The 20,597-nt window shown below is 69.7% G+C and carries 20 protein-coding genes; 15 read left to right on the plus strand and 5 right to left on the minus strand.

Annotation, left to right across the window (positions count from 1 at the left end):
• The 4 genes from grpE to G4D87_RS13200 all read left to right on the plus strand — a co-directional run.
• On the plus strand, positions 1 to 646 hold a 646-nt coding region (gene grpE, locus G4D87_RS13185), incomplete at its 5' end, for a nucleotide exchange factor GrpE (protein ID WP_163782411.1).
• Positions 647 to 651: 5 nt separating this feature from the next.
• A complete protein-coding gene (gene dnaK / locus G4D87_RS13190) occupies positions 652 to 2,475 on the plus strand; it encodes a molecular chaperone DnaK (RefSeq protein WP_163782412.1) in 1,824 nt (607 codons plus the stop codon).
• 70 nt (positions 2,476 to 2,545) lie between these two features.
• Complete coding sequence (locus G4D87_RS13195) at positions 2,546 to 2,842, plus strand: hypothetical protein (RefSeq protein ID WP_163782413.1); 297 nt, start codon at positions 2,546 to 2,548, stop codon at positions 2,840 to 2,842.
• 120 nt (positions 2,843 to 2,962) lie between these two features.
• A complete protein-coding gene (locus tag G4D87_RS13200; RefSeq protein ID WP_240358241.1) occupies positions 2,963 to 4,408 on the plus strand; it encodes a serine/threonine-protein kinase in 1,446 nt (481 codons plus the stop codon).
• 57 nt (positions 4,409 to 4,465) lie between these two features.
• Here the strand turns inward: G4D87_RS13200 and G4D87_RS13205 are convergent, their stop codons facing one another.
• Positions 4,466 to 5,305, minus strand: coding sequence for a YsnF/AvaK domain-containing protein (locus G4D87_RS13205; protein ID WP_176411598.1), 840 nt, complete (start codon positions 5,303 to 5,305; stop codon positions 4,466 to 4,468).
• Positions 5,306 to 5,643: 338 nt separating this feature from the next.
• Between G4D87_RS13205 and G4D87_RS13210 the strand changes: the two genes are divergently transcribed.
• The 9 genes from G4D87_RS13210 (at position 5,644) to G4D87_RS13250 (ending at position 13,481) form a co-directional block, all read left to right on the plus strand.
• Positions 5,644 to 6,015, plus strand: coding sequence for a hypothetical protein (locus G4D87_RS13210; RefSeq protein ID WP_240358238.1), 372 nt, complete (start codon positions 5,644 to 5,646; stop codon positions 6,013 to 6,015).
• 35 nt (positions 6,016 to 6,050) lie between these two features.
• Positions 6,051 to 6,770, plus strand: a complete 720-nt coding sequence (locus tag G4D87_RS13215; RefSeq protein ID WP_163782416.1) for a YsnF/AvaK domain-containing protein — start codon at positions 6,051 to 6,053, stop codon at positions 6,768 to 6,770.
• 123 nt (positions 6,771 to 6,893) lie between these two features.
• Entirely contained in the window at positions 6,894 to 8,099 is a 1,206-nt protein-coding gene (locus G4D87_RS13220; RefSeq protein WP_163782417.1) for an ABC transporter substrate-binding protein, read from the plus strand.
• Positions 8,099 to 9,019, plus strand: a complete 921-nt coding sequence (locus tag G4D87_RS13225) for a branched-chain amino acid ABC transporter permease (RefSeq protein ID WP_163782418.1) — start codon at positions 8,099 to 8,101, stop codon at positions 9,017 to 9,019. The genes G4D87_RS13220 and G4D87_RS13225 overlap by 1 nt, the downstream gene beginning before the upstream one ends.
• Positions 9,019 to 10,083 (plus strand): branched-chain amino acid ABC transporter permease, encoded by a 1,065-nt coding sequence (locus G4D87_RS13230; RefSeq protein ID WP_163782419.1) that lies wholly within the window; start codon positions 9,019 to 9,021, stop codon positions 10,081 to 10,083. The genes G4D87_RS13225 and G4D87_RS13230 overlap by 1 nt, the downstream gene beginning before the upstream one ends.
• On the plus strand, positions 10,080 to 10,964 hold the full coding sequence (locus tag G4D87_RS13235; protein ID WP_163782420.1) for an ABC transporter ATP-binding protein: 885 nt from the start codon (positions 10,080 to 10,082) through the stop codon (positions 10,962 to 10,964). Before G4D87_RS13230 ends, G4D87_RS13235 begins: the two co-directional genes overlap by 4 nt.
• Entirely contained in the window at positions 10,961 to 11,716 is a 756-nt protein-coding gene (locus G4D87_RS13240) for an ABC transporter ATP-binding protein (protein WP_163782421.1), read from the plus strand. Before G4D87_RS13235 ends, G4D87_RS13240 begins: the two co-directional genes overlap by 4 nt.
• 150 nt (positions 11,717 to 11,866) lie before the next feature.
• Positions 11,867 to 12,613 carry a hypothetical protein gene (locus G4D87_RS13245; RefSeq protein WP_240358239.1) on the plus strand — a complete coding sequence of 249 codons (747 nt, stop codon included), beginning with the start codon at positions 11,867 to 11,869 and terminating at the stop codon, positions 12,611 to 12,613.
• A gap of 100 nt (positions 12,614 to 12,713) precedes the next feature.
• Positions 12,714 to 13,481 carry a methyltransferase domain-containing protein gene (locus G4D87_RS13250; protein WP_163782423.1) on the plus strand — a complete coding sequence of 256 codons (768 nt, stop codon included), beginning with the start codon at positions 12,714 to 12,716 and terminating at the stop codon, positions 13,479 to 13,481.
• Positions 13,482 to 13,487: 6 nt separating this feature from the next.
• Here G4D87_RS13250 and G4D87_RS13255 read toward each other — a convergent pair whose 3' ends face one another.
• The 3 genes from G4D87_RS13255 to thpR form a co-directional block, all read right to left on the minus strand.
• A complete protein-coding gene (locus G4D87_RS13255; protein WP_163782424.1) occupies positions 13,488 to 15,548 on the minus strand; it encodes a putative metal-binding motif-containing protein in 2,061 nt (686 codons plus the stop codon).
• A gap of 53 nt (positions 15,549 to 15,601) precedes the next feature.
• Positions 15,602 to 16,219, minus strand: a complete 618-nt coding sequence (locus G4D87_RS13260; protein WP_163782425.1) for a YiiX family permuted papain-like enzyme — start codon at positions 16,217 to 16,219, stop codon at positions 15,602 to 15,604.
• A 76-nt stretch (positions 16,220 to 16,295) separates the two neighbouring features.
• Positions 16,296 to 16,853 carry an RNA 2',3'-cyclic phosphodiesterase gene (thpR, locus tag G4D87_RS13265; RefSeq protein WP_163782426.1) on the minus strand — a complete coding sequence of 186 codons (558 nt, stop codon included), beginning with the start codon at positions 16,851 to 16,853 and terminating at the stop codon, positions 16,296 to 16,298.
• Positions 16,854 to 16,937: 84 nt separating this feature from the next.
• Between thpR and G4D87_RS13270 the strand changes: the two genes are divergently transcribed.
• On the plus strand, positions 16,938 to 18,209 hold the full coding sequence (locus G4D87_RS13270) for an adenylate/guanylate cyclase domain-containing protein (protein WP_240358240.1): 1,272 nt from the start codon (positions 16,938 to 16,940) through the stop codon (positions 18,207 to 18,209).
• A 64-nt stretch (positions 18,210 to 18,273) separates the two neighbouring features.
• On the opposite strand, the gene proS is transcribed toward G4D87_RS13270, so the two are convergent.
• Positions 18,274 to 19,725, minus strand: coding sequence for a proline--tRNA ligase (gene proS, locus G4D87_RS13275; RefSeq protein ID WP_205507569.1), 1,452 nt, complete (start codon positions 19,723 to 19,725; stop codon positions 18,274 to 18,276).
• Between the two features lie 155 nt (positions 19,726 to 19,880).
• Between proS and G4D87_RS13280 the strand changes: the two genes are divergently transcribed.
• On the plus strand, positions 19,881 to 20,555 hold the full coding sequence (locus tag G4D87_RS13280) for a DUF4336 domain-containing protein (RefSeq protein WP_163782428.1): 675 nt from the start codon (positions 19,881 to 19,883) through the stop codon (positions 20,553 to 20,555).
• The last annotated feature ends 42 nt before the right edge of the window (positions 20,556 to 20,597 follow it).

Below are 20,597 nucleotides of genomic sequence, written 5' to 3' on the forward strand. Positions count from 1 at the left end.
GGACGTGGCCGCGCTCCGCCAGGAGGTGGAGTCCCTCCAGGCCCAGCTCGAGTTCAGCCAGGCCAAGGGGCGCGAGACGATGGAGCGCCTGCGCGAAGCCCACGAGCGCGCGAAGGAGGCGCAGGAGCGCACCGTGCGTCACGCCGCGGACCTGGAGAACTACCGCAAGCGCGCGCAGAAGGAGAAGGAGGAGGTCCAGCGCTTCGGCGCGGAGAAGCTGCTCAAGGACCTGCTCCCGGTGCTGGACAACCTGGACCGCGCGCTCGACGCCGCGGCCAAATCGCCGGACCTGGACAGCTTCGAGAAGGGCGTGGCCATGACGCGCAAGTCCTTCGAGGACACGCTGGGCCGCCACGGCGTGAAGGGCTTCAGCGCCAAGGGACAGCCCTTCGACCCGCGCCTCCATGAGGCCATCCAGCAGGTGGAGACGGCGGACGTCCCCGCCGGCCACGTGGCCCACGAGGTCGTGCGCGGCTTCTATCTGAATGAACGGCTGGTGCGTCCGGCCATGGTCGTCGTCGCGCGCGCGCCGGCTGAGCCGGTCGCCGCCGAGCCGCCGGCCGCCGAACCCGCCACCGCCACGACCGACACCGAGGCGCCCGCCGCGCCCGCGCAGTCCGAGAACTCTTCCGGGGGGAGTCAGTAACCAACATGGGCAAGGTGATTGGAATCGACCTTGGGACGACCAACTCGTGCGTCGCCGTCATGGAGGGCGGCGAGCCGGTGGTCATCCCCAACAGCGAAGGCAGCCGGACCACGCCTTCCATGGTGGGCTTCACGGACTCCGGCGAGCGCCTGGTGGGGCAGATCGCCAAGCGGCAGGCCATCACCAACCCGGAGAACACCGTCTTCGCGGCGAAGCGGCTCATCGGCCGCAAGCTCGACTCGCCCGAGGCCAAGAAGGCCATTGGCGTGTCGCCCTTCAAGGTGGCCGCCAGCCCCAACGGCGACGCGTGGGTGGAGATTCGCGGCAAGGGCTACAGCCCGCCGGAGGTCTCCGCCATCGTCCTGATGAAGATGAAGCAGACGGCGGAGGACTACCTCGGTGAGCAGGTCTCCGAGGCGGTCATCACCGTCCCCGCCTACTTCAACGACAGCCAGCGCCAGGCCACCAAGGACGCCGGCCGCATCGCCGGGCTCAACGTCCTGCGCATCATCAACGAGCCCACCGCCGCGGCCCTGGCCTACGGCCTGGACAAGGTGCAGGAGGGTGGCACGGAGCGCATCGCCGTCTACGACCTGGGCGGCGGCACCTTCGATATCTCCATCCTGGAGCTCAACGCCGGCGTGTTCGAGGTGAAGAGCACCAACGGCGACACGTTCCTGGGCGGCGAGGACTTCGACCAGCGCCTCATCGACTACCTGGCCAAGCGCTTCGCGGAGGCCAACAACGGGCTGGACCTGCGCAAGGACCGCATGGCGCTCCAGCGCCTGAAGGAAGCCGCCGAGCGCGCCAAGCACGAGCTGTCCAGCGCGCCGGAGACGGAGGTGAACCTGCCGTTCATCACCGCCGATGCCTCCGGTCCCAAGCACCTCACGGAGACGGTGGACCGCGCCACCTTCGAGGCGCTGGTGACGGACCTCATCGACCGCACCATCGAGCCCTGCAAGATTGCCCTGAAGGACGCGGGCGTCCCCGCGCAGCAAATCAACCAGGTGCTGCTGGTGGGCGGCATGACGCGCATGCCGCGCGTGCAGGCGAAGGTGAAGGAGTTCTTCGGCCGGGAGCCGCACAAGGGCATCAACCCGGACGAGGTCGTCGCCGTGGGCGCGGCCATCCAGGGCGGCGTGCTCAAGGGCGAGGTGAAGGACGTCCTCCTGCTGGACGTGACGCCGCTGTCGCTCGGCGTCGAGACGGCGGGCGGCGTGTTCACCAAGATCATCGACAAGAACACCACCATCCCCTGCAAGAAGAGCCAGGTGTTCTCCACCGCCGTGGACAACCAGCCCCTGGTGAGCGTGCACGTGCTCCAGGGCGAGCGTGAGATGGCGGCGGACAACAAGACGCTGGCGCGCTTCGAACTGGTGGGCATCCCCCCGGCGCCGCGCGGCGTGCCGCAAATCGAGGTGTCGTTCGACATCGACGCCAACGGCATCGTCCACGTCAGCGCCAAGGATTTGGGCACCGGCAAGGTCCAGCAGGTGCGCGTGGTGAGCAACTCCGGCCTGTCCGAGGCGGAGATCCAGGCGATGATCTCCGACGCGCAGTCGCACGCCACCGACGACAAGAAGAAGAAGGAGCTGGCGGAGCTGCGCAACAACGCCGACGGGCTCATCTACACGACGGAGAAGAGCCTGGAGGAGTACGCCAGCCTCCTGTCGGAGAAGGACCGCGAGGAAATCAAGGTGGACCTGGAGCGCCTCAAGGAGGTGCTCAACACCTCCGACGTGGCGGTGCTCAAGGAGTCCTTCCAGCGCCTGGAGGGCAGCGCCTACCGCATCGCGGACGCCATCTACACGGGGCAGGCGAGCTGATCGCTCGCAATCGCCTCCGCGCTCCAGCGTAGACTGCCTGCCGCGCAGTCAGTCCGCCTGGAGCGCATCAATGGACGTCACCGAAGCCATCATCAAGTTCCTCATCACCGCGATGGTGGTGGGGGTGCCCCTGTTCGGGCTCACCCTCCGTTTCTCCCTCAATCCCCTGGTGGAGGCCTTCATCCGACTGAAGGAATCCCAGCACGGCGGTATGGAGGTGCGGCTGCTGCGCGAGCGCGTGGCGCACATGGAGCGCCTGCTGGAGGCGCACGGCCTCATGGATGACCACCTGCCCGTGTCGCTCCGCCCCGGCGCGCCCGAGCGCCTTCCGGCCGTGTCGCCGTTGAAGGACCGGGAGCGCGTGTAGCCGCCTGGGGCGGCGCCGCGTTTCCTGAAAAGGACGTCCCGGGTGTTGAATGGGCCCGTGGATTTTCCCTCATTAGAGGAAGAGGTCGTTTTTCTCCGGGGTCTGGTCTCCGTGCATCGGATGGCCGACGTCATCCTGGAGGACTGCCTGGAGCGGGGCTTGGACCTGGACTCCGGGCTGGACGTGTTTCTCACGCAGTGTGCCCGGCTGGTGCATGCGCGCGCGGGCTTCGTGTCCCTGCGGGGGACGCGGGGCCCGGTGCTGACGCGGGTGCTGGGCGAGCCCGGCGTGGACGTCCTGGAGGCGGCCCACTGGCAGGGGGTCCGCAAGCTGGAGGACGGCCGGACGCTCTTCTGCGCGCGGCTGGCCCTGGGCAGCCTGGTGCTGGGGGGCCTGGGGCTGGTGGTGGAGGGCACCTTCGACGGCGGCGGCGGCCTGGTGATGAAGCTGGTGGAGGCCATTGGCGAGCAGCTCGACACCGCCGTGCTGGGCTTCCTCGCGCTGACGGACGGCAAGGGCGCGCTGGAGCGGCTGGACGCGCTCACCACGGAGCCGCCTCCGGCGTCGCGCGGGCACATCGGCCGCTACGAGGTGGTGACGCCGCTGGGCACCGGGGGCATGGCGCAGGTGCTGGTGGCGCGGACCCGGGGCCCGGAGGGCCTGGGCCGGCTGGTGGCCCTCAAGCGCATCCTCCCGCACCTGTCCTCGGACCCCTCCGTCGTCCAGCAGTTCCTGGACGAGGCCCGCATCGGCCTACGGCTCTCCCACCCCAACCTGGTGCACGTCTACGACTTCGGTGAGGCCGAGGGCGCGTACTACATCGCCATGGAGCTGGTGCGCGGCGTGGACCTGGAGCGGCTCCTCCACGCGGCCAAGGGCCCGCTGGAGACGGCGCACGCGGTGGGCGTGGTGTGCCAGGGGCTGGCGGGGCTGCATGCGGCGCACGTGCTGCAGGGCGAGGACGGCGCGCCGCTCGAGCTGGTGCACCGGGACTTGTCCCCGCACAACCTCATGGTGGGGTTCGACGGACGGGTGAAGGTGCTGGACTTCGGCGTGGCCAAGGCCCGCGCCCAGCGCACGGTGACGCTGCCGGGCATCGTGAAGGGCAAGCCGCTGTACATGTCCCCCGAGCAGGCGCGCGGCATGAAGCTGGATGCGCGCAGTGACTTGTTCGCCATGGGGCTGGTCCTCTACCAGGCGCTCACCGGCGCGCGGGCCTTCGAGAAGCCCGACGAGCTGGCCACCATGCACGCCATCTGCGACGAGCCCCTTCCGCCGCGGCCTTCGCACCTCTCCCGGGCGCTGTGGAGCGTGCTGGAGACGTCGCTGGCAAAACGCCCCGAGGCCCGCTTTGGCAGCGCGCGGGAGATGGCGGACCGGCTGGCGGATGCCTGCCGTCCGGCGAGCGACTCGGAGCTGGCGCGGCTCATGGAGCGGCGCTTCCCCGACCGGGCTCGCGAGTTCCAGCAACTGGGCCGCCCGCCCGCCAGGGGCAACCCCATGGGGGGGCAGGCCGTGGACGAGACGCCCATCATGCGCCCGCCGCTCGTGAAGTCCTCGCCCTGACGGCGAGCGGGGAAGCCGGGCCCCCCTCGGGAGGAGAGCGGGGCCCGGGCGGCGCGCTCAGTATCCGCGCTTGAGCGGGTCGTCGGAGGGCGCGTTCAGCGTCCGCGCGCGGTCCTCGCCCTCGGTGCGGATGTCCACCTCTTCCCGCCGCACGTGCTCGGAGATGTGGCGTTGCTCGTCGACCTCGTCCTTGTGGATGACGACCTCCTCGTCGACGACGGCGCGCTTCTGGACCTCGACCTCCTCGGCGCGCAGCGGGACGACGACGGTCTCCTCCTGGAACGAGGCGTTCATCGCCGGGCGTCCCGGGCTCACGTCCCGGCGCTCCACCCGGACGCGCTCGCGGCGCACCGGGACGTCCACCTCCCGGTCCTCCTCCACCACATCCTTGTGGACGCGGACCTCACCGGCCTGCACGTCCCGCTTGAGCACGTCCATCTCTTCCCTGTGCAGGGGGATGGTGACGTCCTCCTCGCGGCCGTGGATGCCCCGCGCGCCCACCGCGGTGTCCGCGTCCGCGCCGGTGCCGTAGCGGGCATCCGGGCCCAGGCGTGTGTCGTAGCCCGCGTCGTAGGTGCCCTTGCGGCCCACCGTGTCCGGGGTGGCGCCCATGCCCACCGCGCCCGGGCCCACGCCCGCGCCGCCCCCCGTGCCGGCGATGGCGCCCGTGCGGTCCTCATCCGTCAGCCGGCTCAGCGCCTCCTTGCCGTGGCTGAGGATGATTTCCGAGCCGTCGATGCGACTGACTTCCGAGTACCGGACCAGGTAGTCCTTCGGGAAGAAGAGGCCCTTCTCGATGTGGAACTCGCCCTCACCGACGGCGAAGACCTTGCCGAGCTTCTCGCCGTCGATGCTGCGGACGACCATCCCTTCCTTGATGTCGCTGCGTTGGTACATGTCTGGCTCCTCGTGACCGGGGCGGGTGGACCTGCTGGCCACACCCTGAGCCCCGGCGCTGGTGGAGGCCTCGCGTGCGAGCGCGAGGCCCTGGGGTTTCCACCCCGGTCATCATGGAAGGTGTGAGCGCCCCGTCCTGGCGACAGGGGCCGAGGACGCAGTGCCAGTTGGCTTGGCACCGTGCCTGCCCGCCCGAACGCCCGCCTGTCCTTTCGCCTGCTCGGGTGTCACCGCGCCGGCGGCGGGGGCCCGGGGCTTCTCAGGGCGCGGCGGTCCACCCCATCTTCAGGCGAGGTGCGTCCGGGCCGCGTGCCGTGAGCACCCAACGGGAGACCGTCATGAGGAGCAGGCAGGGGACCTGGGTGCCGTGGCGCTGGAGTGACTCGTGGGTGGGAGGCGCCGCCGCGGGCGTGGGGGCGCACTTGGTGGTGCGTGGCCTCCACCGGTTGCTTCGCCCGGACCTGCGAGGCCCCGTGGTGGGCGTGGCCTGCGCCTCCGGGGTGCTGGGCGCCCTGGTGGCGGGCCGGCTCGCGCGCGGCCGACTCCGGCCGCCTCCCGCCCTGGCCCTGGTGCCCGGCCCGCCGGCCGCTGCCTGCGTGCCCGCGGCGCTGGAGACGGACCCGGGCCGTCCCCGCGCGCCCCTGGAGCGGGTGCTCCGGCGCGGGCCGAATGGCCGGGAGCATCCCTGGAGCGAGCCCAGGCTGTCATGAGCCAGCGGACCACATCACACGAGAGGAGTCCTTCGATGCGCACGGACGTACGGGAAGGGATGCGGGTCTTCACCGCGGATGGGACCCGGTTGGGCACCGTGGTGGGGTGTGGCGAGGAGACCTTCGCCATCGAAGGGGGGCTGCTGCGGCTGAAGTCCTTCGCCGCGCGCTACGGCGACGTGGTGGACGTGCGCGGAGAAGACGTGCACCTGGGGCTGACGCGGGACGAGGTGTCGACGACGGAAGAGGCGTCGGAGCAGGCGCGGTCAGGTCCCCCCGAAGCCGTGCTCTCCGCCGGGTTCGCGACGCCCGGCGAGCTCGTGGTGCCCCTGGCCCACGAGGAGGCCCATCCTCACGTGGTGGTGCGCGAGGCGGGGCAGGTGCGCATCCACAAGGTGGTGCGGACGGAGGTGCGACACTTCTCCGTGCCCGTGCGCCGCGAGGAGCTGGTGGTGGAGCGGGTGTCCGAGCAGGCCGTGGACGCCGAGGGCGCGCCGACGCCGGAGGCCGGGGCGTCCGCCCGGCCGGTGCTGGAGGGGCTGGTGCCCTTCGAGGCGGGCACCTTCGTCATCCCCCTGCGTGAGGAGCGGGTGGAGGTCGCCAGGTCGGTTCATGTCTGGCAGGAGGTCGCGGTTTCCCGGTACACCGACGAGGTGCTCCGGCAGGTTCACGCCACCGTTCGGAAAGAGACGGCGGAGGTGGAGGCGCAGGGCGAGGTGCTCCACGACGGCCCGTTGGATGGGCTGCACTCCTGACTGACGCGCCGCACAGGGGGTGTGTGACGGGGGCACGGGACGGCTGCGAGCTTGACCCATGGAGAGGTGTCCCCTAGAAAACCAGGGCTTTGCCGTGTCTGTTTCCGCGAAGGGAAGCCCTGCATGCGACGACTTGCCCCGATGCTCCTCGCCGCGCTCGCCGTCATGGCGGCCGCCTGCGAGAAGAAGACGCAGCCTGCTCCTTCAGGTGAAGGAGGGACTCAGGCCGCGCAGGGGCAAGGGGCGGCGCCCGGGGGCGCTCCGGCGGACGCGAACAGCATCCTGCTGGGGCAGGTGGGCGCGCTCACCGGTGGCCAGGCCACCTTCGGCATCTCCACGCGCAACGGCATCGAGCTGGCCCTCAAGGAGGCCAACGCCGCCGGCGGGGTGAAGGGCAAGAAGCTGTCCATCCGCGTCTACGACAACCAGAGCAAGCCCGAGGAGGCCGCCCAGGCCGCCACGCGCCTGATTACCCAGGACAAGGTCGTGCTCATCCTCGGTGACGTGGCGTCGTCCAACTCGCTGGCCATGGCGGAGAAGGCGCAGGCGGCGGGCGTGCCCATGATTACGCCGTCCTCCACCAACCCCACCGTCACCGAGAAGGGTGACTACATCTTCCGCGTCTGCTTCATCGACCCGTTCCAGGGCTTCGTGATGGCGAAGTTCGCGCGGGAGAACCTGAAGCTGAACCAGGTGGCGGTGCTCCAGGACAACAAGAGCGCGTACTCCATTGGCCTGGCGGACGTCTTCACGCGCAAGTTCACGGAGCTGGGCGGCAAGGTGACGGCCGTGGAGAGCTACAGCCAGGGCGACACCGACTACCGCGCCCAGCTCACCGCCATCCGCAAGTCGCAGCCGGAGGGCATCTACGTCCCGGGCTACTACAGCGAGGTGGGCATCGTCGCCCGGCAGGCGCGCGAGGTGGGCCTGAAGGTGCCGCTGATGGGCGGCGACGGCTGGGACTCCGAGAAGCTCTTCGAGCTGGGCGGCAGCGCCATTGAAGGCAGCTACTTCTCCAACCACTACTCGCCGGACAACCCGGACCCGCGCGTGCAGAAGTTCATCGCGGACTACAAGGCCGCGTACGGCGCGGTGCCGGACGCCCTGGCCGCGCTGGGTTACGACTCCGCCCGGGTGGCGGTGGCCGCCCTGGAGCGCGCCAAGGACCTGAGCGGCCCGGCCGTGCGGGACGCCATTGCCCAGACGAAGGACTTCCCGGGCGTGGCGGGCATGGTGACACTGGATGCCCAGCGCAACGCCGTGAAGTCCGCCGTCGTCCTCAAGGTCGAGGACGGCAAGACGCAGTACGTCACGACCGTCAATCCCTAATGGCGCAGCTCCTCCAACACCTCATCAACGGCCTGGCCGCCGGCACCATCTACGCGCTCGTCGCGCTGGGCTACACGATGGTGTACGGCGTCCTGAAGCTCATCAACTTCGCCCACGGCGACGTCATGATGGTCGGCGTCTACATGGGCTACGCCACCGCGTTCGCGCTCGGGCGCGACATGCGCAGCTCCCTGGTGGGCGTGGCCGTCGTGTTCGCGGTGGCCATGCTGGGCTGCGCGCTGCTCGGGTTCTTCATCGAGCGCTTCGCGTACCGCCCCCTGCGGGAGAAGCCGCGCCTCACCGCGCTCATCACCGCCATCGGCATCTCCTTCGCGCTGTCCTACGGCTTCCAGTTGGACATCGGCTTCTTGCCGGGCGCGGCGCCGCGGGCCTTCCCGGAGGTCATCGCGCCGGTGGAGTGGCTCGTCATTGGCGACCGGGACGTGGTGGTGTGGAACTGGCAGGTCATCAGCTTCGGCATCGCCGTGGCGCTGATGGTGGGCCTGCAGTACCTGGTGTTCCGCACGCGCTTCGGCCAGGCCATGCGCGCGGTGTCCTGGGACCACCGCGTGGCGGCGCTGATGGGCATCCCCACCGACCGCGTCATCGCGCTGACGTTCATGTTGAGCAGCGCGCTGGCGGCGGGCGCGGGGCTGCTGTACGCCATCAAGGACACGTCGGTGAGCCCGCTGATGGGCCTGTACGTGGGCCTCAAGGCCTTCGTGGCGGCGGTGATTGGTGGCATCGGCCACGTGCAGGGCGCCGTGGTGGGCGGGCTGGTGCTGGGCCTGGTGGAGGAGTTCGTGGTGGGCTACGCGGCCAGCACCTGGCGTGACGCGGTGGCCTTCGGCTTCCTCATCCTGGTGTTGCTGGTGAAGCCGGGCGGCCTCTTCGGCCGCGTCACCGCGGAGAAGGTCTGATGGAGACGCCGGCGATTCCCGTCCCAGAGGCCCGCTCCGTCGTCCCCGCGTCGCTGCGCGGCCTGCTGCCCGTGCTGCTGGCGCTGCCGGTGCTGGCGCTGTTCCAGTGGCTGATGAGTGATGCGCCCTTCGCCTCCTACCTGCTGTCGGTGGTGGGGGTGAACATCATCCTCGCGGTCAGCCTCAACATCGTGAACGGGATGACGGGGCAGTTCTCCATTGGCCATGCGGGCTTCATGGCGGTGGGGGCCTACATCTCCGGCGTCCTGTCGCTGAACCTCAAGGACATCGCGCTCTCCTTCCTGCCGGTGGCGGTCAGCGACCAGGTGTTCTTCGTCCTGTCGCTGCTGGTGGGCGGCCTGGCCGCGGCGCTGTGCGGCTTCCTGGTGGGCCTGCCCTCGCTGCGGCTGCGCGGGGACTACCTGGCCATCGTCACGCTGGGCTTCGGCGAAATCATCCGCGTGGTGGTGCAGAACACGGACGCGTTCGGCCGGGCGCTGGGCCTGTCGGGCATCCCGCAGACGTCGTCGCCGGCCATGGTGTACTTCTTCGTGTTCCTCACGGTGCTGGTGGCCCGGCGCATCACCGGCTCCAGCCACGGCCGCAGCCTGTGGGCCATCCGCGAGGACGAGGTCGCCGCCGAGGCCATGGGCGTGGACACCACGGGCTACAAGGTGCGCGCGTTCGTCATCTCGTCGTTCTTCGCGGGCATCGCCGGCGCGCTGTTCGCGCACTTCGTGCCCATCATCAACCCTGGTTCCTTCACCTTCGTGAAGTCGATGGAAATCGTCGTCATGGTGGTGCTGGGCGGCCTGGGCTCCACGACGGGCGCCATCGTCGCGGCCACGTTCCTCACGCTGCTGCCCGAAGGCCTGCGCTCGCTGTTCACCGTGCTGGGGGCCGAAGGCAGCCTGGCGCAGAAGGTGGACCAGATTCGCATGCCCGTGTACGGCCTGCTGCTGGTGGTGCTGATGCTGGCGCGGCCCCAGGGCCTGTTCGGGACGAAGGAAATCTGGGACGTGCTGCCGCGGTGGATTCCGCGCAAGCGCAGGGGGCTGGCGTGAGCGCGGCCGTGCAGGAGACGAAGGCCGCGGCCGGAGCGCCGTTGCTCCAGGCGGATGGGGTGAGCATCCAGTTCGGCGGCCTCAAGGCGCTGACGGACTTCAACCTCTCCGTGCGGCAGGGCGATTTGCAGGGCCTCATTGGCCCCAACGGCGCCGGCAAGTCCACGGCGTTCAACGTGCTGACGGGTGTGTACCCGCCCACCCAGGGCGAGGTCCGCGTCACCGGGCAGCGGGTGAACGGGTGGCTGCCGCATCAAATCAACCACCTGGGACTGGCGCGCACCTTCCAGAACATCCGCCTGTTCCGCGCGCTCACCGCGCTGGACAACGTGAAGGTGGCGTGCCGGGCGCAGGGCGCGCTGCACCCCGAAGGCGTGGGGCTGGGCGCGAAGATGAAGGGCGCCTTCCTCAACTACCGTGACTGGTGGCGCGCGCTGCTGCTGACGCCGCGCTTCCAGCAGGAGGAGCGGGAGCTGACGCAGCAGGCGGAGCGCCTGCTGGAGGTCATGGGCCTGTCGCACCGCCGCGACGAGGAGGCGCGCAACCTGCCTTACGGCGAGCAGCGCCGGCTGGAAATCGCGCGCGCGCTGGGCACGCAGCCCAAGGTGCTGCTGCTGGACGAACCCGCGGCGGGCATGAACACCCGTGAGAAGGCGGACCTGATGGTGCTCATCCGCAAGCTCCGGGACGACTTCCAGCTGGGGGTGCTCGTCATCGAGCACGACATGAAGCTGGTCATGGGCATCTGCGAATCCATCACCGTGCTGGACCACGGCGAGACGATTGCCCGGGGCGCGCCGGCGCAGGTGCGCAGCGACCGGAAGGTCATCGAGGCGTACCTGGGCGACAGCTATCTGGAGAGCCACGGAGGGGCGGCGTGAGCGACGCGCAGGTGAAGACGCTGGGCGAGCGCCAGGCCTTCCCGCCGCTGTTGTCGGTGGACGGCATCAAGGTGCACTACGGCGCCATCCAGGCGCTCAAGGGTGTGTCGCTGACGGTGGGCAAGGGCGAGGTGGTGGCCCTCATCGGCGCCAACGGTGCGGGCAAGACGAGCACCCTGCGCGCGGTGAGCGGCATGCTCAAGCCCAGCGGCGGACGCATCCAGTTCAACGGGCACGACACCACGACCCTGAAGGCGCACCAGCTGGTGCCGCGCGGCATGGCGCACGCGCCGGAAGGGCGGGGCGTGTTCCCCAACATGACCGTCCAGGAGAACCTGGAGCTGGGCGCGTACCTGCGCACGGACACCTCCGGCATCCAGGCGGATTTGGAGAAGAGCTTCACGCTCTTCCCGGTGCTCAAGGAGCGCCGCAAGCAGATGGCCGGGACGCTGTCGGGTGGCGAGCAGCAGATGCTGGCCATTGCCCGCGCGCTCTTGAGCAAGCCGCAGCTGCTGCTGTTGGATGAGCCTTCGCTGGGGCTGGCGCCGCAGGTGACGGAGGCCATCTTCCGCACCCTGCGCGAGGTGAACGCCACGGGCGTGAGCGTGCTGTTGGTGGAGCAGAACGCCCACCTGGCGCTCAACGCGGCGCACTATGGCTATGTGTTGGAGACGGGCGAGGTCGTGATGGCGGGGCCGGGCAAGGCGCTCCTGGAGAGCGCGGAGGTCCGGCGTGCGTATCTCGGCGAGTGATGGGGGCACTACGTCCTCCCGCCGACGCTCGGGTAGAGTCCGGCGCGCAATGAAACTGGCTCCCCTCCCAAAGTCGGGTAGTCAGCAACCAGGAAGTTCGTCTAGCGTCCTTCGACGCGCTGCGTTCAACCACACTCAGGAAGTGTGCCCATGTCCCCGTTGTCCCGCCTTGTCGCCAGCCTCGCCACCCTGTCGCTGATTGCCGCCGCGTGCGCCGGTCAGCAGAAGACCGGGCCCCAGGAAGCCACCTCCACCATCGAGGAGGTCGCCAACGAGGGTGGAGACGCGCCCCCCGCCGTCGCGTTCAACATGCTGGACGCCCCCGAGGGCTTTACCGTGAAGCTCCCGGGCCCTCCGCCGCAGGCGCAGCGCAGCGAGGCCGCCCTGCCGAAGCGGACGGACAAGGCCACGCTCGTGACGTACGCGGCCAATGAGGAGGGTGTCAGCTACATCGTCAACGCGGTGGACTACCCGGAGGCCTTCGTGGCCACCGTCCCCGCCGAGGCGCTCATCAACGGCGGCATCCAGGGCATCGCCGGGCAGGTGGGTGGCGAGCTGAAGAGCTCCGAGGACATCACCCTGGATGGCTACCCGGGCAAGGCGTACGTGCTGGCGTCGCCCAGCGGCGAGGTGAAGGGCCGCAGCTTCCTGGTGGGGCCGCGCGTCTACAACCTCATCACTGTCTACAACGCGGCCATCGGCGCGCCGGGCGCGGACGAGTTCCTCACCTCGCTCACGCTGGTGAACCCGCCGCCGCGGATTGAGCGCGCGACCGCCGACGCGGATGGTGGCACGGACGCCGGAACGGCGGAGGCGGGTGACGGCACTGGCGCCGCCATGGAAGGCGCCGCGGACGCCGGCAGCGCGCCGGACGCGGGCGCCAGCAGCGCCAAGTAGTCCAATGTCCCGGGGACACGCTTCCTTCCGGGGGAGCGTGTCCTGGGGTACCGCGCTGAAGGACCCTGGGCGTTAGGCTCTCCGGTGACTGGAGGCCGCCATGTGGGACCCGGCGCAGTACTCACGCTTCCGCGACGAGCGAAAGCGTCCCTTCTTCGATTTGCTGGCGCGGGTGGACGCGGCGTCGCCCACGCAGGTCGCGGACCTGGGCTGTGGCACCGGGGACCTCACGCGCCTGTTGGCCGAGCGCTGGCCGTCCGCCCGGGTGTCTGGCGTGGATGCGTCCTCGGAGATGATTGAGGCGGCCCGTCGCGGTGCGCCCGTGGGCGCGGTGCACTTCGAGGTGGCGGACCTCGCGGGCTGGGCGCCTCCCGCGCCGCTGGACGTGCTCGTGTCCAATGCGGCGCTGCACTGGCTGCCGGACCATGAGGCGTTGCTCGGGCGGCTGGTGGCGAAGCTGGCCCCTGGCGGGGTGCTGGCCTTCCAGGTGCCGGCCAACTTCGATGCGCCTTCGCACCGGCGCGTCGACGCGGTGCGGGCCTTGCCGCGCTTCGCTGCTGCCCTGGCGCCGGTGCGGCGCGGGCCGGTGGAGTCCCTGCCCGTGTATGCGTCCTGGCTGTTCGGCCTGGGGCTGACGGTGGAGGCCTGGGAGACGACGTACCTGCACGTGCTCCCGGGCGAGGACGCGGTGCTGGAGTGGCTGCTGGGGACGACGCTGCGGCCCGTGCTCGCGGCGCTGGGGGACGAGGAGGCGCGCGCGTTCGTGGAGACGCTGCGCCCGTTGCTGCGCGAGTCCTATCCCGCGCAGCCGTATGGGACGCCGTTCCCGTTCACCCGCCGCTTCGTGGTGGCGCGGCGGGTGAGGTGAGCCGGGTTACTGGGGCCAGTGGAGAATCTGGCCGTTGTGACCCGAAACCCAGAGGTCCGCGGGACTGGTGCCGGCGATGTCAGTGAAACGGAGGCTCGTGTTCTCGTAGACAATCTGCCACCCGGTTCCGTCGTACCGGTAGATACGCCCGTTATGCGCGGTGACGTAGACCGACTTCGCACCGAAGGCGATGACGGAGGTCAGGCTTTCGTTGTGCGTGGTGGGGAAGGGCATCCTGCTCCAGGTGCTGCCGTCCCACTGGAGCACGGAGTTCTGACCGCTCCTGAAGTCACCCACGGCGAAGGCGAGCTTGTCATTCACCACCCAGACTCCGTTGAGGCGGCCCAGGTCTGGGACGGTGTTTTGCACAAGCTCCGATTGCCACTGCGTGGTGGCGGGATTGAACCGGTAGACTCGAGGCCTTTCTCCCCCAGTGTCGAAGCCGCCGACCGCGAACAGCGCTGACCGAGAACGGCCGTGGACGTCATAGAGAGGCCCGACAAGGGTGCTCCCGAATCGCACGGCATGCATACCGGTTACTCCATCCCAGATGAACGTCAGCCCGTGATCGATGTTGCCGGAGTTTGAAGTGACTCCATGAATCTCCAAGGTCCCTTCGTGCTGAAAGCCGACGAGACCTCTCGTCCACCGGCCCATGCCGTGGGTTTCGGAGCAGGCATTCTGAGACCTGTCCAGGAAGGAGAGGCTTCCTCCCGACGAGCCAAGATAGACGCGGCCCTGGTTGGCCATGTCCGTCCAGACGGCGTTCCAGCCCCTGTTGCTGTCACCGCAGTTGGTCGCGTTGGTCTGGAACGTGGAGGACCCTGGAATGAGCACCGCGGTACCTCCCTGGTTGCCCACGGCAGTCACATCACCGGGGACCTCGGTGAAGATGGAGCGCCACTCCTGGTCGGTCGCGCCCACGGTCCGTGCGACCCAACTGCCTGCGCCGCCCGGGCACACTTCAGGGCCTTCCGGATTCCCATCACAGTTGTTGTCCAGGCCGTCGCACAGCTCCGGCGCGCCAGGGTACGTGAACGGGTTGCCGTCGTTGCAGTCGCCGTCGGTGCTGACGTAGCCCTCTCCGGGCGAGACGCAGGACGACACGGCCGTGCCATCACCAAAGGTGTCTCCGTCGCCGTCCAGGAACCAGTCGCCGGGCGTCGTCGTGGCCTGGCAGGTGGTGGCGATGCCGGAGGCGTCGCAGACGTAGGCGCCGGCGCACTGGTCCGCCGCGGTGCACGCCGTGCCAAGGTCGGTGAACGTCTCGTCGACCTCGTTGTCACAGTCGTCGTCGACGCCGTTGCAGAGCTCCATCGCGCCCGGCCGGATGCTGGCGTTGTTGTCGTTGCAGTCGTCCGCGGGACCCGTGACGTAGCCCGGCTCGATACTGGCGCAGAAGGCGACGGGAGCGGCGTTCCGGTCGCCGTGTCCGTCCTGGTCCACGTCTGGGTAGGCATACACGGCCAGCGGCGAGTTGCAGCGGACCTCTCCGTTCCCGTCACACGCGCGGACGCCCTCGCATCCCGCTGCCTCCGTGCAGCTCTGGCCCAGGCGCAGCTCCGCCGTGTCCAACTGACCGTTGCAGTTGTCGTCGACGTCGTTGCAGCGCTCCGTCGCGCCCGGGTGGATGTTCGGGCTGGCGTCATTGCAGTCCGTGCCCCCCGTGAGCACGGAGACGTATCCGTCACCGTCCCCATCCATCGCCTGGAGAGACAGGGCCACCGGAACGGGAGTTCCCGGCGTCAGCGTCACGGACGTCGACCGCGACACCACGGGGCTCGCGGCCTCACAGGTCTGCTCGAAGGCGCGCGCCTCCACCTGGATGGCCGTGCCCCAGCCGGCGGGCGCAATCACGGCGACTGTCAGCGAGCCCCCCGTGCGCTCACCCTTGCCGGCGACGGTGGTGGTGAGCTCCTCGCCGCTGCCCTCGTCGCGTGCGTTCACCTGCACGCAGCCAGGCAGAAAGCCGGAGTAGCCCACCGTGACTTTGGCCGCGCCAGGGCTTTCGTCCTTCTTACAGCCGGCCAGCGCGAGGAGAGGGAGGAGCACCAGAACGCGTCGCATGCGGACACTCTATCGCGTCCGTGCCCCGCCGCTGCATCCTCGCGAGCCCGCACCTACCTCACGGACGGGAAGTCGGAGTGGACCACGTCCAGGCGTACATCCACGGCGATGCTGGCGGGCGTCACCAGCTCCAAATCCAGGGGAACCCGCTTCCCGTAACGTTCGCGGAGCTGCCGCTCCAGGCCCTTCACACGGAGCGAGTCCAGCCGTTCCATTTTCCCATACTCCACGCCCGCCCCCTGGGCGTAGGCCTTGCGCACCAGCTCCGAGCAGTACAGCGCGTCGTCCCCCCAGCCGAAGCGCCAGTCATACGGCTTGCCCAGGTGCGCCGTGGCCGCCGTCACCGCCTGCTGGCGCTGCGCGGCGCTCAGCTCCCGAGGCCGCAGGACGAGGATGCCGCCCTTCACGCCTCGGGCCTTCCACTTCGAGAACCGGATTCGCTGCACCGGCTGCACGGCCTCCACGACCCACGCGCCCTGGTCGGTCACCTCCACCATGCCCACATGGGACAGGGGGCTCTGCGTGGCCTTCTGGATGGCCTGCGACTGCGAGGAGCGCGAGGTGTGCAGGACGATGTCTCCCGTCTGCAACCGGGCCTCCAGGCCCTCCTGTGGCGCCGCGACCGCGTTGTGGGCGCAGAACCACACCATCAGCATGAGCATCCACCGCATTGCCCCGTCCTTTCAGGTGCCTGGCTGTCTCCGGAGTCCAGAATGCAGCCTGGATGCCAGCCGTCACGGGGCGTCGCTATCCCAGCGCGCGGGTGAGGGGCACCTCCATCCGGGGCAGGTACTGGCCGCCCTTGCTCTCGAAGAGCACCAGTCGGTCCACGCGCCCCTCGCCCAGTGACGTGTCCTTCAGCGCCTGGACGCAGGCGAGGAGGGCGGCGTCTCCACGGGGGTGTTTCGCGCGGGCCAGCGTGAGGTGCGCGGTGTACTCGCGATGCTCGGGCTCGAAGCCGAGCGGCTGGAGCACCTGCGCGGTGTCCGCCTGCAAGGCCTTCAGCGCGTCGGTGGCGCCGCACACCTCCGCCCAGAGCACGCGCGGGTGGGCAGGGGCGCCGAAGGCACCGCCGCCGCGCACGGACAGCACGAAGGGCGCATGCCGCGCGCCCACCGGCGCCAGGGCTTCGTGAAGTGCCGGCAGGCGTGCGTCCTCCACGTCCCCCAGGAACACGAGCGTGAGGTGGAGGCCCTCCAGCTTCACCCAACGCGCCAGGGGCGCCAGGGGCCGCAGCCGGTGCAGCTCCTGGGCGGTGCGCGCTTCAATGTCGGCCCCCAGGGTGACGGCGGTGAACAGGCGCATGGCGCACGGCTCCTGACTGCGACGGGGACGTTTGCGTTCCCAGGACGCTCTTTCAGCATACGGGGGAAGGGCAGGGGGACGGGATTGGAGGCCGCGAAGCGGCTGGGCTACCGTCCAGGTCCGATGCCGACGCGCTTCCCCGTCGATGAGACCCTCCAGAAACGGCTGAATGGCTGGCGCACGCAGGTTGGCGAGTGGCTCAACCGGGTCCGCGTGGCGGCGACGGCCAGCTGGCTGCTGGTGGCCTGGCTGGATGACTGGCGCGTGCCGCCCCGGGCGCTGGCGGCCTATCTGCTGCTCGCCTTCGGTTTGTGGCTGGGCGCGCGGCGCCTGCCCTCGCTGGGGCGGAGACCCGCGCTGGGCGTGACGCTCATCGACATGCCCGCTGTCTGCCTGCTCCAGTGGCTGTCCATCCAGGGCTCGGCGTCGCCGGGGACCACGGCGCTGCTGACGCTGGGCGTGTTCATCACCCTGGTGGTCGTCGTGGCGCTGCTGACGTTGTCGCGCCGCTACGTGGTGCTGGCCACGCTGGTGGCCATCGGGCTGGAAGGCTGGCTCCTGTTCCAGGCCCGGTTGCCCCCGGACACGTTCCTCTCCGGCATGGTGCTGGTGCTGACGCTGGCGGCGCTCGCGGCGTCCTTCATCGGCCGGCAGGTGATGGGGCTGGTGAAGGAGGTGGCGCAGGAGGAGGTGCAGCGCGAGCGGCTGGGCCGCTACTTCTCCCCGGAGGTGGCCCGTCAAATCGCCGAGCGTGGCACCGAGGCCGGCAGCGGCGAGCACCGCGAGGTGACGCTCCTCTTCTCCGACATCCGCGGCTTCACCTCCATGTCCGAGCGCATGGACAGCCCGCACGTGGTGGCGCTGCTCAACGAGTACCTGTCCCGCATGGTGGAGGTGGTGTTCCGCCATGGAGGGACGCTCGACAAGTTCATCGGTGACGGCATCCTCGCGTACTTCGGCGCGCCGCTGGATTTGCCCGGACATCCCCAGGCCGCCGTGGCCTGCGGGCTGGCCATGCTGGAGGCGCTGGAGTCCCTCAACGCCGAGCGCGCCCGCCGGGGCGAGGAGCCGCTGCGCATCGGCATTGGCATCCACACCGGGCGCGTGGTGGTGGGGGACGTGGGCAGCGCGCAGCGGCGCGAGTACACCGTGATTGGCGACGCGGTGAACCTGGCCAGCCGCATCGAAGGGCTCACCAAGAAGGTGGGCGTCGCCATGCTCGTGTCCGGCGCCACCCAGGCGCGCTGCGGGGGCGCCTTCCAGTTCGAGCCGGCGGCGCCCCTGCCGGTGGCGGGGAAGGCGGAGCCCGTCGCCACCTTCATGCCTGGCAAGCCGGGCCTGCGCGTGGTGGGCTGAGCGGCGCCGAGGCCCGGCGGCGGGCGGTGTCGTGCCCCACCGCCGGCCCTGACGTCACCGGGACTCAGTACGACTTGGAGAAGACGATGCGGCCCGGCGAAGGCTCGCCGGTGACGACGCACTTGCCCGGCTCCTGCTTGAGGTCGAAGGGACGGCAGCGCGTCGTCAGGCCCGTCTCCTCCTTGATGCGCGCCTCCACCTTGGGGTCCAGGTTCCAGTGCGCCAGCAGGAAGCCCTGGTCCGCCTTCTCCTTCAGCTCCTCGTAGGAGTTGACCTCGAAGGTGTGCGAGTCGCGGAAGTCCCTGGCCTTGGTGAACAGGTCCTTCTGCATCGCGTCCAGCATGGCCTGGGCCTTGGACACGGCCTCGTCCAGGGACACGAACTCCTTCTGGCGCACGTCGCGGCGGACCATGACGCAGGAGTTCTTCGCCAGGTCCTTGGGCCCCAGCTCGATGCGTAGACACGTGCCGATGAGCTCGTGCTCGTTGTACTTGAAGCCCGGGCTCTTGGTGTCGTCGTCGTCCAGCACCACGCCCAGGCCCGCCTTGCGCAGGTCCGCGGCGAGCGCGTTCGTCTTCTCCAGCACCTGCGCCTTCTCCGCGTCGGAGGCCTTGCCGAAGATGGGGATGATGACCACGTGCGTGGCCGCCAGCTTCGGCGGGACGATGAGGCCGGCGTCATCCGAGTGGGTCATGATGAGGCCGCCGATGAGGCGCGTGGACACGCCCCAGGACGTCTGCCACACGTGGTGCATCTTGCCGTCGCGGCCCTGGAACTGGGTGTCGAAGGCCTTGGCGAAGTTCTGGCCCAGGTTGTGGCTGGTGCCCGCCTGCAGCGCCTTCTTGTCCTGCATCATCGCTTCGATGCTGTAGGTGCGCAGCGCGCCGGCGAAGCGCTCGGACTCCGACTTCTGGCCGGTCAGCACCGGCATCGCCATGTAGTCCTCGGCGAAGGTCCGGTAGACCTCCAGCATCTGCCGGGTCTCCTTCTCCGCGTCCTCCTCCGTCTCGTGACAGGTGTGGCCTTCCTGCCAGAGGAACTCGGTGGTGCGCAGGAACAGGCGCGTGCGCATCTCCCAGCGCATCACGTTCGCCCACTGGTTCAAGAGCATCGGGAGGTCCCGGTAGCTCTGAATCCACTTGGAGAAGCTGCGGTTGATGATGGTCTCACTGGTGGGCCGGATGACGTAGGGCTCCTCCAGCTTGGAGCCACCCGCGTGGGTGACGACGGCCAGCTGCGGGTTGAAGCCCTCGACGTGCTCGGCTTCCTTCTTCAGGTAGCTCTCGGGGATGAGCAGCGGGAAGTAGGCGTTCTTGTGGCCCAGGTCCTTGAACTTCGTGTCCAGGACGCGCTGCATGTTCTCCCACAGCGCATAGCCATTGGGCCGGATGACCATGCAGCCCTTCACGTCCGAGTAGTCGGCGAGCTTCGCCTTCTGGACCAGGTCGACGTACCACTCGGAAAAGCCCTTCTCGCGGGGCGTGAGCTTCTCGGCCATGTGCGGAGCACCCTTCAAAAGTCGTGGAAAGAGGACGGTTGCCTACGCCGGGCCCACCCGGAAATCAACGGCCCCGTCACCCGGACGCCGGGGCCCTTCCCGGACGGGATTGCATTTTTCGACCAATGGTCAGAATAATGAGCGCCGGTTGAATGTGCATCCAGGAGGCAGTCATGTTTCGCCAGGTGGCCGACGACGTGCATGTGCTCGCGGTGGAGTTCCGCATCGGGGGAATGGACCTGGGAGGCCGGATGACGGCCGTCCGCCTGCCGGATGGAGGGCTGTGGCTCCACTCGCCCGTCCGCTTCAGCCCGGAGGCGCGGGCGGCGGTGGACGCGCTCGGGCCGGTGCGCTTCCTGGTGGCGCCCAACCTGATGCACCACCTCTACGTGCGGGACTGGGCGGCGGCCTATCCGGACGCGAAGGTGGCCGCGCCCGCGGCGCTGCGGCGCAAGCGGCCGGACCTGCGTATCGATTTGGAGCTGGGCGACACGGCCGAGGCCGGCTGGGCGGGCGTCCTGGACCAGGTGCGCGTCCAGGGGATGCCCAAGGTGGACGAGCTGCTCTTCTTCCACCGTCCCAGCAAGACGCTGTTCGTCACCGACCTGGCGTTCAACGTGCACCGGACGCCTTCGTGGTTCACCCGCCTGTACCTGAAGCTGAGCGGCGCGTGGCAGCGGCTGGCGCCGTCCCTGCTGGTTCGCGCCGTCATCAAGGACCGGGAGGCCGTGCGCGCGTCGCTGGCGCGGGCCCAGGCCTGGGACGTGGAGCGCGTGGTGGTGTGCCACGGCGACGTGGTGGAGCAGGGCGGCCGGGAGGCGGTGCGGAATGCCTTCGCCCGGTTCTAGCGGCGGTGGCCGCAAGCCCGCGCCGGGCCGCCGTCTGGCTCT

Source organism: Myxococcus vastator, from assembly GCF_010894475.1.
Lineage (GTDB): Bacteria > Myxococcota > Myxococcia > Myxococcales > Myxococcaceae > Myxococcus > Myxococcus vastator.

Bases quoted from the DNA above. Each gene is read 5' to 3' on its own strand.
- dnaK (WP_163782412.1), top strand. From the start codon at position 652: ATGGGCAAGGTGATTGGAATCGACCTTGGGACGACCAACTCGTGCGTC.
- G4D87_RS13195 (WP_163782413.1), top strand. From the start codon at position 2,546: ATGGACGTCACCGAAGCCATCATCAAGTTCCTCATCACCGCGATGGTG.
- G4D87_RS13200 (WP_240358241.1), top strand. From the start codon at position 2,963: ATGGCCGACGTCATCCTGGAGGACTGCCTGGAGCGGGGCTTGGACCTG.
- G4D87_RS13205 (WP_176411598.1), bottom strand. From the start codon at position 5,305: ATGTACCAACGCAGCGACATCAAGGAAGGGATGGTCGTCCGCAGCATC.
- G4D87_RS13210 (WP_240358238.1), top strand. From the start codon at position 5,644: ATGAGGAGCAGGCAGGGGACCTGGGTGCCGTGGCGCTGGAGTGACTCG.
- G4D87_RS13215 (WP_163782416.1), top strand. From the start codon at position 6,051: ATGCGCACGGACGTACGGGAAGGGATGCGGGTCTTCACCGCGGATGGG.
- G4D87_RS13220 (WP_163782417.1), top strand. From the start codon at position 6,894: ATGCGACGACTTGCCCCGATGCTCCTCGCCGCGCTCGCCGTCATGGCG.
- G4D87_RS13225 (WP_163782418.1), top strand. From the start codon at position 8,099: ATGGCGCAGCTCCTCCAACACCTCATCAACGGCCTGGCCGCCGGCACC.
- G4D87_RS13230 (WP_163782419.1), top strand. From the start codon at position 9,019: ATGGAGACGCCGGCGATTCCCGTCCCAGAGGCCCGCTCCGTCGTCCCC.
- G4D87_RS13245 (WP_240358239.1), top strand. From the start codon at position 11,867: ATGTCCCCGTTGTCCCGCCTTGTCGCCAGCCTCGCCACCCTGTCGCTG.
- G4D87_RS13250 (WP_163782423.1), top strand. From the start codon at position 12,714: ATGTGGGACCCGGCGCAGTACTCACGCTTCCGCGACGAGCGAAAGCGT.
- G4D87_RS13255 (WP_163782424.1), bottom strand. From the start codon at position 15,548: ATGCGACGCGTTCTGGTGCTCCTCCCTCTCCTCGCGCTGGCCGGCTGT.
- G4D87_RS13260 (WP_163782425.1), bottom strand. From the start codon at position 16,219: ATGCGGTGGATGCTCATGCTGATGGTGTGGTTCTGCGCCCACAACGCG.
- thpR (WP_163782426.1), bottom strand. From the start codon at position 16,853: ATGCGCCTGTTCACCGCCGTCACCCTGGGGGCCGACATTGAAGCGCGC.
- G4D87_RS13280 (WP_163782428.1), top strand. From the start codon at position 19,881: ATGTTTCGCCAGGTGGCCGACGACGTGCATGTGCTCGCGGTGGAGTTC.